This window comes from Oxalicibacterium sp. (genome assembly GCF_035565035.1).
Lineage (GTDB): Bacteria > Pseudomonadota > Gammaproteobacteria > Burkholderiales > Burkholderiaceae_D > Oxalicibacterium.
Window position 1 is genome coordinate 1 of sequence record NZ_DATMTD010000011.1, and the last position, 11739, is coordinate 11739.

The window sequence follows — 11739 nt, forward strand, 5'->3', positions numbered from 1 at the left end:
GGATATCAACTACGAACACTTGACTTTCCTGACCACCTACATCATCCCCCTCATATGTTTCAACCTGACAAGCGAGAGATATCTGATCGCATTAGCACTGCTCCTAGTCGTTATCGGCATCATCTATGTTAGGACAGATAAGTTTTATGCCAATCCGACGCTTGCGGTACTCGGCTTCCGCCTCTACTCCGCCAAGGTGACTCGTCGAACTGGAGAGCAAGTGAAGGTGACTCTAATTACCAAAGATCACATCAAAGAGGGGGACAAGATAACGTTTTTAGAATTAGACGGTTGTGTTTACTACGCAAAGGGAAGCAAATGAGCCTTGACGCACTAAGAACAAAAATATCTGACGTAATTTCAGACGAAGCCTGTTCAGCAGAGTTCTACTTTCTTCTGGATGACAACAACGGGCAGATTTCCATCAAAAGAGCGGACATCGATCAAAATACCGTCAATGAACTAGCGCAAAATTTTATTGAAGCAATTAGTGGCACCGTCTTATTGAATGACGAATTGTCATTATTAAATATTTCTAGCGCCGATGATCGTGCAAACGCCATTTATCAATATGATCTTCCCGAGGTACCAGCTCAAATTCAACATCTCGCCACTATCCTTCAGCGCGATGATTTCGAAGTTTTCAGTTTTGAGGCAGATGATCTAGCTCATTTAAAAGGAATACTGATAATTCTTGGGCATGGACAACAACAATTAGCACTATACAAACACCAATATCCTGTGGCTCTACTCAAGCGTGATAGTGCTTTTAGTCTTGTGAGAATTCGCAATCAAAATCGTCTGGTCAAATTAGAAGACGACGTACTTCGTATCAATTCCAAATTTGAGTTTATTCGAATCGATAATGAATACTTTATTGTCGATATCAAGACATTGGAAAGATTCTTTGGATTCCACGATGCTATAAGAAACATCGCGACACAAGGAATCGCCAATATTGATCAAGCACAGCTTGTAGTTGATACATTAGCCCTAACGGCGAGACTTGATGACATTTCATTCTCGAGAAAACTCGTTCGAGCGGCTAAGGCTTCTCCAGTACTAGGCGTTATTCCAAATGCACAAGTAATTGCATTCGTCGATAGCCATCCTGCGCTTCGAGGAAAATTCCGACTCAGTGATGATGGTTCCAAGCTCAAATTGGATACAAAAGTATCGCAAGACCTCTTCCTCAAGCTACTCAATGATGACTTTTTACAGTCAGAATTAACGAAACGATATTACGCCAGCCTTGCCAAAGACAATCTTGAAGCAGAGGCCAATCCCTAACTTTTCCCTCGTCCTTGGACAGCATCATCCACGCGGATGATGCAACCTGTGTAGTTGCTTCAACCTCTCCCGCGCCACATGTGTATAAATCTGTGTCGTCGAAATATCCGCATGCCCCAGCAGTAATTGCACGACACGCAGATCTGCACCGTGATTCAACAGATGCGTGGCAAACGCGTGACGCAAGGTGTGCGGCGACAGCGGTGCGTTGATGCCTGCGGCTGCCGCGTGCTTCTTGATCAACGTCCAGAACATCTGTCGCGTCATTGCACCGCCTCGTGCGGTGACGAACAATGCATCGTCGATCTGCCCGCCCAGAATCGCCGGACGTGCTTCCTTCAAATATCGTTCAATCCACGCGCGTGCTTCTTCGCCGAACGGCACCAGCCGCGTCTTGTCGCCCTTGCCGGTGACGCGCAACACGCCTTCGTTCATCCCGACTTCCACCGATTTGAGCAGCACGAGTTCGGACACGCGCAGGCCGCTGGCGTACATCAGTTCCAGCATCGTGCGGTCGCGCAGGCCGAGCGGCGTACCGAGGTCGGGTGCGCCGAGCAAGGCTTCGACCTGCGCTTCGGATAGCGTCTTCGGGATGCGCGGCGGCTGTTTGGCGGAATGCAGTTTGAGACAGGGATCGGCAGTGATGCGGTTCTGGCGCAGTGCGAGTTGATAGAAGCGCTTGAGGACGGAAAGACGGCGGTTCGAGGTCGTTGCCTTCGTCGTCGCGTGCTTGGCGAAGAAGTAGGCGTTCAGGTCATCCGGTTGCACGGCCAGCAAGGTCTTGCTGCGTTCGGCCTGCAGCCAGTCGGCAAACAGGCGCAAGTCGCGTCGGTAGGCTTCCAGCGTGTTCTTCGACAATCCGTCTTCCAGCCACAGCGTGTCGCAGAATTCATCGATCTCGGCGTGCCCCGATGATGCGGACATCTTTGGCGATCCCGCTTTTGCCATCGCTGCCGCCCGGCTCATCGTTTGTAGCCTTCGACCTTTTCATGCGCGAGCAGCCAGCGCTTGACGCCGAGGTGGAAGCCCGCCTCGTCATCGGTATTGCCGAAACCGCCCAGGCCGCCAGCTGCCGTTACGCGATGGCATGGAATCACCAGCGGAAACCAGTTGGCGCCGCATGCCTGGCCGACTGCACGCGGCGCAGAACGAATATGGCGCGCGATGTCGCCGTAGGTCAGTACCTTGCCGCGCGGGATGCGGGAAATCGCCTTCCACACTTTTTGCTGAAACTCGGAACCGACCTGCGCCAGCGGCAGATCGAAACGGAAGTCGGCGTCGCTCAGATAACGTTCGACCTGACGTGCGGCACGTTCGGCGAGTGCATCGGTTGGCGCTTTCTCGTGAAAGGTGGCGGGCAGATAAACGAGTTCACGCACGACGCCGCTTTCGGTACGAATGCCGATGGCGCCGAACGTCGATTCAACGACGGCGGAAAACAGATGATCGGGTGCGGAATTGCGCATAGGAACCAGGGAATCAGCGGAATGAATCACGAACAAGTCACAGCATAAAACAAAAGCGCGATGCTGCGCTGTGCGTGCCGAATCGGGTACGAGGATCGGGGCAGAATCGGAACAAAAAATGGAGCGAAGAACGAAACTGGAAACGGGAAGCGATCGAAGCGAAAACCACGTCCGCAAAAAATAAAAAGGGTGCATCTTGCGATGCACCCCCGAAATTTCTATTGCGTTCCGGCCGTTTGATGGATTGCTCCCCAACAGCTTCTGTGAAACGCATGTCTCCTCGGCCCACTGACACTGACACCCGTCTCAACTCGGGTGACGCGCCAAGCCTTTATTCTTCTTTGAATGCTTCCTCACGTTTTTTGCGTAATGCCGGCAACAGAACCACGGCGAGCGCCAGGACTGCCGCTCCCAGCATGACTGCGCTGATCGGACGCTGCACGAATACCAGCGGATCGCTGTGCGACAGCAGCAGTGCACGTCGCAGGTATTCTTCCATCATCGGTCCGATGATGAAACCCAGCAGCATCGGAGCAGGTTCGGCGCCAAGTTTTGCGCAAATATAACCGAACAATCCGAATAACGCCATTAAATAAACGTCAAAATCGCTGTTGTTCAGACTGAAAACACCGATCGCACAGAACATCAGAATGGCCGGGAAAAGCAGGTGATACGGCACCATGATCATGCGCACCCACAGCCCGATCATCGGCAGATTCAGCACCACCAGGAAGAAATTCCCGATCCACATCGAGGCGATCAAGCCCCAGAACAGGGTCGGTTGTTCCGTCATGACGGCAGGTCCCGGCTGGATGCCCTGGATGATCATCGCGCCGATCATCAGCGCCATCACCGGGTTCGATGGAATACCGAGCGTCAGCATCGGGATGAACGATGTCTGTGCACCGGCGTTGTTTGCCGCCTCCGGTGCGGCCACGCCTTCGATCGCGCCCTTGCCGAACTGCTTCGAGTTCTTGGAGATTTTCTTTTCGATCGAATAGGCGGAGAACGATGCCAGCATCGCACCACCGCCCGGCAGGATACCGAGTGCCGCGCCCAACCAGGTGCCACGGAAAATCGGCGCGGCAACGCGCTTGAAGTCTTCCTTGTTCAGCATCAGGCCCGACACCTTCTTCATCACCAGCGAGCGCGTTTCCTCGTGCTCCAGGTTACGGATGATTTCACCGATACCGAACATGCCCATCGCGACGATCACGAAGTTGATGCCGTCCGCCAGTTCAGGCAGGTCGAAGGTATAACGCGCTGCGCCGGAATTGACGTCGGACCCGATCAGGCCGAGCAGCAAGCCCAGCAACACCATGCCGATTGCATTGAGCAGCGAACCGCTGGCCAGCACGACCGAGGCGACCAGACCCAGCACCATCAGCGAGAAATATTCGGCAGGACCGAACTTCAATGCCAGATCGGCAAGCGGCGGCGCAAACAGCGCCAGCAATATGGTGGCCACCGTTCCCGCGAAGAACGAGGCAATCGCGGCGGTTGCCAGCGCCTTGCCGGCATTTCCTTGCCGCGCCATCTGGTAACCATCGATCGCCGTCACCACGGATGACGATTCGCCGGGAAGATTGACCAGAATCGCGGTTGTCGAGCCGCCGTATTGCGCGCCGTAATATATACCGGCCAGCATGATCAGCGCCGAAATCGGTGCCAGCGTGAAGGTTGCCGGTAGCAGCATCGCGATTGTCGCGGTCGGCCCCAGCCCCGGCAATACGCCAACTGCCGTACCGAGAAACACGCCGATCAGGCAGTAAGTCAGGTTCGTCAGCGTGAACGCCGTTTCGAAACCCAATCCCAAATTAGCGAATAATTCCATTTTCTTGCCTCTTCGTTAAGCGCCAGTCGGCAGTTGTATCAACCGCCAAACCACGGGCCGAAAATTGCGATCGGCAAGCCGAGCAACTTGATGAAAACCAGAATTGCGAAGACGGCCAATCCGGCCGCCAGCAGGATCCCGCTTTTCCATTTGAACTTGGCGCTTGCGAATGCGCTCATCAGCACGATCGCAATCACCGCCACCACCATCCCCGCGCCGCGAATCAGGAACGCGAACAGGATGACGCCGGACAGGATCAGGATCGTTTCCTTGATGGCGAACTTGCCGATCGGCTCGTCCGCTTCACGGAAGAACGAACGCACCACGGCCGCCAGGCCGATCAGGCTCAACAGACCGCCGAGAACCGTCGGGAAATACGCCGGCCCCATTCTGCCCGCAGTCCCCATCGTGTAGTCACGGCCGATGATGACCGCCGCCAGACCGACAATCAGAAATATGACGCCGGTCCAGAAATCCTTCGGATGTCGAATGAATGATGGCAAATCGCTTCCCCTTCTTGATACCTGTTATCCGGCCTGCTGCAGATCGGATCGATGATGACAAATAATGACAGCGCACTACAAATAAATGCCGAGTCTGCAGATATGCAGCTCGGCATTTTTTACGGAAACGATGCAGCGATCCTTAGTCGGCGTAGACGCCCGCCTTCTTGATGATCGGTGCCCACTTCGCGATTTCGGACTTCAGATGCGCACGCAGTGCTTCAGGCGTCGCCTGATCTGCAGCGACCGGTTCGGTACCCAGATCGGCAAAACGCTGCTTGACCGTGGCATCCTTCAACGCCACTTGCAGAGCGGTGGCGAGCGAATCGATGATCGGTTTCGGTGTGCCTTTCGGTGCATACAGACCGTGCCAGACGGCGATTTCAAAACCTGGCAGGCCGGCTTCGTTCATGGTCGGCAGGTTCGACAGCGACGGCACGCGTTTCTTGGTCGTCACAGCGTAGGCCTTGACCTTGCCGCTCTTGATCTGGCTGGTGGTGTTGGTGGTCTGATCGCACATGAAGTCCACCTGATTGCCGAGCAGATCGTTCATTGCCGGGCCGGTGCCTTTGTACGGAACCGTGGTCAGTTCGGTATCGATCGCCGTCATGAACAGCATGCCGCACAAGTGCGAAGCAGAGCCGACGCCGGCGTTCGCGTAAGTGACCTTGTCCTTGTTGGCTTTTACGTAGGCCAGCAGTTCTTTCAGATCCTTGGCAGGGAAATTGGAGCGCGCGATGAAGGTCATCGGCACATCAGTCACCAGACCGACCGGCTCGAAATCGTCGACCGCGTTGTAGCTCAGCTTGCGATACAGCGTCGGAGCCGTGGACATGCCGATGTGGTGCAAGAAAATTGTGTAGCCGTCCGGTGCCGATTTGGCCACGCGTGCCGCGCCGATCGTGCCGCCGGCACCGCCAACGTTTTCAACGATGACAGTCTGCTTCAGCGTGGTGCTCATGGATTGCGCCACCAGGCGCGCGACGGTATCGGTCGGACCACCTGCCGCGAACGGCACGACCATCGTGACGGTCTTGGTCGGATACGGTGTTTGTGCGTGGGCAAATGCGCTGGCGCACAACGCCAGGCCAACCATCGATTTCAGAAAGATGCTTTTCATGAGATTGTCTCCGCTCTGATTATTGTTGGGTACAACATAACGCGATCTCAACCGCCATTTCTGCTTGTCGCCTCATTCGCCTCAAGCCTGAGGCGACGCAGATATCGTTTTCAATTCGGCATGCATCACGCAAATGCGTGCGCTGCTTCATATTGTTTCGACAATGTCTGGTTAAAGTTAAAAAATTCCTGTCCGCATTGTAGGAAGCGAACCTTTCACCAAACTTGCGCGAACAAGACTAACCATTTTATTGGCCGTCCGCAACCATGAATATCTTGCATGGACATTGCATGTAATTTGATGATGTGCCGATACGGTCAGCGTATTCCTCATTGCAGGAATTGCAAACAAATAAAAAAATCCGCGAAACCTTCTGCGGATTTTTTTATTTGCCTTATCTGCACCTGCCCGTTTGTCGTTTGATTGTCGTTGTCAGCGATCCCCGATGCGGCGCTTTTCCGCTTCCAGCACAACGGCCATGACGACTGCCTTGCCGATCCGGCTTTCCAGATCGCCGCGCACCGGTTGCAGTGCCTTGCGCCAGGCGGCCGTTTCCTTGTCGGTCAACGTACGAATCCTGACCTTCTTGTTCTTCTTCATTGCGGCCAGTGCAGCAGCGTTTTCCTGTGCGGCAAGTTGATTGCCGTACGCAGTCGCTTCGCTCATGGCATTGCTGATCACGTCACGCAGATCCGATGGCAGGCCATCCCAGAACTTCTTGTTGACGACGACCGCGCTGCCAAGATAACCGTGATTGGAAACCGTCAGATTGCTTTGTACGTCATACAACTTGCGCGCCTGAAACGAAGCCGGCGTGCTTTCGGTGCCGTCGATCAAGCCGGCCTGCAGGGCAAGATGCACTTCGCCGGAATCCAAGAGACGCGGTATCGCGCCGAGCGCTTCCATCTGCGCATCGAGTGTTTGCGATGAATGGACGCGCATGCGCAAGCCCTTGAAATCGTCCGGCGAGTTCAGCAATTTGTTGGCCGACATCACCTTGAAGCCGCTGTTCCAGTAACCGAGTCCGACCATCCCTTTCGATTCCAGTTTTTTCAGCAGACTGCGGCCGACCGGACCTTCGGTTACCCGCGCGACGGATGCGTCGTTGGAAAAAACATAAGGCAGATCGAAGACCTCGAACTCGCGCACGCCGGACTGTGTCAGCTTGACCAGCGATGGCGCCAGCATCTGCACGGCACCGAGCTGCAGCGCCTCCAGTTCGTCGGATTCCTTGTACAACTGATTATTCGGATAGACATCGACGCGCAGGCGGCGACGGCTGGCCTGTTCGACCAGTTCCTTGAAGCGCTGCGCGGCCTTGCCTTTGGGCGTGTCGATACCCGCGACGTGACTGAACTTGATGACAGTCGTGGTCTGCGCAGGAACGGCCGTTGCGGCCAGCGACAACGCCAGTCCGAGCAACACCTTCAGATACAGTTTTAATGCGATTTTCATTGCGCGGACGGTTAAATCTCTCATTTTGATTTTTATTGATACTATGCGCAGTCGCACGACTCCTCACAAGTGTGGATAACCACATCCAGGGAGAGCGGAATGCCAGCGTTTTCGGTGTATTTCCTGCATCGCTTGCGTCAGAATGACGTAACGCCGACCGCGATGCATGCCTTGCAATACCGTGCGCGGCAATTCGCACAACCCGCCATCCCTCCGTCAGGGTCAGGCGCATTGACTGTTTATGATAGCAAACCCTTCCCGCTCCGCCGGCTCCATTTTTCCCAGCCGCAAAATGGCCTGGCGCTGGCTGTTGCCGCTTTTCATCGTCCTGCTCTTCATCACCACGCTGATCTGGCTGCCGTTGCATGAAAAGCAGCAAGAGACGGCCGAGCGTCAGGAACAGCTGATCGCCGACTCGTTGTGGGTCGAACAGACCATCCGCTTCCAGTTGCAGCGCAATGAAGAAAGCCTGAACCTGATGGGCGCGGAAATCGCTGCCGGTTATCTGCGCGGCGCGCGCCTGCAGGAGCGGATGGAAAACCTGATCCGCAACAATCACGAAATCCACCGCATCATCGAACTCGATGCCACCGGCCGTTTGCTCGCATCGACCGATGAAACGCTGATCTCGTACAAGGAACTGTCGCCGCCATCCAAACTCGCCGACGAGCGTGCGCGCGCCACGCGTACGCCGCTGTACAGCCAGCCGGCGCCGGACATCACCGGTCCCGTGATGCTCGACTATCACGTGCCGCTGTTCAACGACAGGAAATATACCGGCAGCATCGTCGTCAGCTATCTCGCCTCCAGCATCCTCGACGACATCGTGCCGTGGTGGTTTGCACAGGACAATGAAATCGCGCTGACCGACATCAACGGCAACATCATCCACAAGCGCGCATCGGGTGGCGCGGGTCGCGGTGTCTATACGCATCGCCGCGCGCTCAACCTTGCCGGCGTGTCGCTGCAACTGACGACCAACAGCATCAAGAGCGCACCGAAGCTTTTGCCCAGCCTGCTGGTCGATACCATCATCCTGCTTTCGCTCGGCCTGATCTGGAGCCTGATCGCGCTGTGGCGCGACATCAACCGACGCATGGCAGCGGAAAACGCATTGCGCCAGCAGATCGCCTTTCGTACCGCGATGGAGAACTCGCTGATCACCGGCCTGCGTGCGCGTGATCTCGATGGCCGCGTCACCTACGTCAATCCCGCTTTTTCCGAAATGGTCGGCATTCCTGCCGAAAACATCGTCGGTCACCTGCCCCCGATGCCGTACTGGGCGCCGGAGGCGATGGCCGAATACCATCTGCACTTTTCGCAGGTTGCCGCCGGCACCGCGTCGCCGCAGGGTTTCGAAACGATCTTCATGCATTCGGACGGCAGTCGCATCCCGGTACTGATTTTCGAATCGCCGCTGGTGGACGACAGCGGCCGCCAGACCGGCTGGATGGGCTCGATTCTCGACATTTCCGACCGCAAGCGCGTCGAAGACCTGAACCGCCAGCAGCAGGAAAAACTGCAGGCCAGTGCGCGTCTGGCGACGATGGGCGAGATTGCCTCGACGCTGGCGCACGAACTGAACCAGCCGCTCGCCGCCATCTCCAGCTATACCACCGGCGCACTGAACCTGCTCGATCGCGAACAGCCGGATGAAAAAGCCAACGTCGATCTCGGCATGCTGACGCACGCGCTGCAAAGCGCAAACGCCCAGGCGCAACGTGCCGGCCAGATCATCCGAAGCGTCCACACTTTCGTCAAGAAACGCGAACCTCTGCGCACCTCGATCACCATCGCAGAACTGATCGAAAGCGTCGCACCGCTGGTCGAGCTGCAGGCGCAAAAATATTTCGTCTCCATTCGTACCGACATTCCGCACGACCTGCCGCCGGTGCTGGCCGATCGTGTGCTGCTGGAGCAGGTGCTGCTGAACCTGACGCGCAACGGCATCGAATCGATGCAGGACACGGCGCCGGAAAAACGCATTCTGCGCATCATCGCCAGCGTCGACCGCAGCGCGCCACCCAATGTCGTTGTTGCCATCAGCGACCACGGCCACGGGATTCCGGCGGACGTCGCAGCACGACTGTACTCGCCGTTCTTTTCGACCAAGGCTGACGGCATGGGCATGGGCCTTTCCATCTGCCGTACCGCAATCGAATTCCACGGCGGCGCGTTGACACATGCGGACAATCCGGGCGGCGGCACGATCTTCCGTTTTTCCCTGCCGCTCTCGCGTCCGGCCCCGCGCGACGATGGCGTTGCAAAATAAGGCGTTCGCCCGGACAATTGCGAACTGACAGGGCATTACGAATCGATCCATGACGTTTTGCCATTCCACCGGCCGCTCACTGCACGCGCTCTGTACACAAATGCGCGCTTGCATATCGGCCGCAGACAGGACATTCCATGCTGCACATCATTGACGACGAAGAAGTAATCCGCGATTCGCTGCTGTGGCTGGCCCGCTCGCGCGGCATCGCGGCGACGGCCTACGACAGCGGCAAGACCTTTCTGGCCTCGCTGGACAATATCCTGCGCCTCGGCCCGCAGGGGCAATGCGTGCTGCTCGACGTGCGCATGCCCGACATCAGCGGCATTGCGCTGTTCGACCTGCTGTCGTCGCGCGGACAAACCCAGCTTTTTCCGGTGATCTTCCTGACCGGCCACGGTGACGTGCCGATGGCCGTCGATGCGCTGAAGCGTGGCGCCTTCGATTTCTTCGAAAAGCCGTTCAACGACAACAAGTTGATGGATCGCGTACAGGAAGCACTGCTGTCCTCCGAACAGGCATCGGCCAGCGCCGCGATTCACACGCGACTGTCTGCGCTGTCGAGCCGCGAACGCGAAGTGCTGGACCTGATCCTGGAAGGCAAGATGAATAAGGTCATCGCCGACAAGCTCGGCATCAGCATGCGCACGGTGGAAGTGCATCGCGCGCATATTTTCGACAAGATGAATGTGAAGACCGCCGTGGAACTGGCACGGCTGCTGAAATAATTCATGACGCCGCCGGACGGCATCACATCCGGTGTCGTCGCATTTCCCGATTCCTGAACACGCTGTCGACCAAACGACAGACACCGCGAGTTTGCACTGACCATTCATGCACATCGTCAATATCCTGCTGCCCGACTTCATGCTGATCCTGTTCGGCGCAGTGCTGCTGCGCATCACGGATTGGGGTCCCGAGTTCTGGGCCGGCGCGGAAAAGATGATTTATTACGTGCTGTTTCCGGCGTTGCTGTTCTATTCGACGGCACGCGCGCCCATCGACTTTTCCGCGACCGGCGAAGTCCTGCAAATTGCCATCGCCGCCTGCGTCAGCGGCATCGTGCTCGGCTGGCTGGCCAAGCCGCTGTTCAAGGCCGGTCCGATGGTGTTCGAATCCGGCTTGCAGACAGCGTTCCGCTTCAACTCGTATATCGCGCTGGCGATCGCCGGCCGTCTCGGCGGCCCGGAAGGCACCTCGCTGATGGGCCTGATCATCGGTTTCGCGGTCCCGCTGTGCAACATGGCCGCCGTCCATGCGCTGGTCAAGGACAAGGGCGGCCTGCTGATGGAACTGGTCAAGAATCCGCTGCTGCTGGCGACGCTTTCCGGCGTGCTGTTCAACCTGTGCGGCTTTCAGTTGCCGGATATCGCCGGCGCGTTCCTGTCGCGACTCGGCAATGCATCGATCGCGCTCGGCCTGATCATGGTCGGCGCCGGGTTGCGCGTGACTGGCCTGCATGCATCGAAAGGCATCGCCGCGTGGTTCCTCGCTGTCAAACTGTTCGCCGTACCGGCAATTGCATGGGCGCTCGGCACCTGGATCGGTTTGTCGCCGTTGCATCTGCAACTCGTTGTCATGTTTGCCGCATTGCCGACGGCATCCAGCAGTTATGTGCTGGCGGTGCGCATGGGCGGCAACGGCGCGTTCGTGGCGTTTCTGATTTCTGCCGGCACGCTGATTTCGATGGCGACGCTGCCGTTGTGGCTGGCCTTCCTGCATTGAAAACATTTCGATGGAACTTCACCGCAAAGTTTGCATCGTACTGGCGCGTACATGAATGCGCGCGCCGCTTACCC

General features: G+C 56.8%; 11 protein-coding genes. 5 read left to right on the forward strand and 6 right to left on the reverse strand.

Annotated elements, in window-relative coordinates; translation table 11 throughout:
• Both kwaA and kwaB read left to right on the forward strand, forming a co-directional pair.
• The coding region (gene kwaA, locus VN114_RS00810; RefSeq protein WP_325511011.1) for an anti-phage protein KwaA at positions 1-322 on the forward strand (322 nt) is incomplete at its 5' end.
• Positions 319-1290, forward strand: a complete 972-nt coding sequence (kwaB, locus tag VN114_RS00815) for an anti-phage protein KwaB (RefSeq protein WP_325511013.1) — start codon at positions 319-321, stop codon at positions 1288-1290. The genes kwaA and kwaB, both read left to right, overlap by 4 nt.
• Positions 1291-1314: 24 nt before the next feature.
• Here kwaB and xerD read toward each other — a convergent pair whose 3' ends face one another.
• The 6 genes from xerD to VN114_RS00845 form a co-directional block, all read right to left on the reverse strand.
• Positions 1315-2214 carry a site-specific tyrosine recombinase XerD gene (gene xerD / locus VN114_RS00820; RefSeq protein ID WP_414694175.1) on the reverse strand — a complete coding sequence of 300 codons (900 nt, stop codon included), beginning with the start codon at positions 2212-2214 and terminating at the stop codon, positions 1315-1317.
• Positions 2215-2252: 38 nt separating this feature from the next.
• Positions 2253-2756, reverse strand: a complete 504-nt coding sequence (locus VN114_RS00825) for a methylated-DNA--[protein]-cysteine S-methyltransferase (RefSeq protein ID WP_325511015.1) — start codon at positions 2754-2756, stop codon at positions 2253-2255.
• A gap of 331 nt (positions 2757-3087) precedes the next feature.
• Positions 3088-4590, reverse strand: coding sequence for a tripartite tricarboxylate transporter permease (locus VN114_RS00830; protein ID WP_325511017.1), 1503 nt, complete (start codon positions 4588-4590; stop codon positions 3088-3090).
• Positions 4591-4628: 38 nt separating this feature from the next.
• The gene (locus VN114_RS00835) at positions 4629-5093 is read right to left on the reverse strand and encodes a tripartite tricarboxylate transporter TctB family protein (RefSeq protein WP_325511019.1); all 465 of its coding nucleotides are present in this window, start codon (positions 5091-5093) and stop codon (positions 4629-4631) included.
• Between the two features lie 142 nt (positions 5094-5235).
• Positions 5236-6213: a tripartite tricarboxylate transporter substrate binding protein BugD gene (locus tag VN114_RS00840; RefSeq protein WP_325511021.1), complete on the reverse strand. Its 978-nt coding sequence runs from the start codon at positions 6211-6213 to the stop codon at positions 5236-5238.
• 432 nt (positions 6214-6645) lie between these two features.
• Entirely contained in the window at positions 6646-7668 is a 1023-nt protein-coding gene (locus VN114_RS00845) for a DctP family TRAP transporter solute-binding subunit (protein ID WP_325511023.1), read from the reverse strand.
• Positions 7669-7909: 241 nt separating this feature from the next.
• On the opposite strand from VN114_RS00845, the gene VN114_RS00850 reads away from it, so the two are divergent.
• From VN114_RS00850 to VN114_RS00860, 3 genes are all read left to right on the forward strand, one after another.
• On the forward strand, positions 7910-9940 hold the full coding sequence (locus VN114_RS00850; protein WP_414694176.1) for a sensor histidine kinase: 2031 nt from the start codon (positions 7910-7912) through the stop codon (positions 9938-9940).
• Positions 9941-10077: 137 nt separating this feature from the next.
• Positions 10078-10668 carry a response regulator transcription factor gene (locus tag VN114_RS00855; RefSeq protein WP_325511027.1) on the forward strand — a complete coding sequence of 197 codons (591 nt, stop codon included), beginning with the start codon at positions 10078-10080 and terminating at the stop codon, positions 10666-10668.
• A gap of 106 nt (positions 10669-10774) precedes the next feature.
• A complete protein-coding gene (locus VN114_RS00860) occupies positions 10775-11665 on the forward strand; it encodes an AEC family transporter (RefSeq protein ID WP_325511029.1) in 891 nt (296 codons plus the stop codon).
• The last annotated feature ends 74 nt before the right edge of the window (positions 11666-11739 follow it).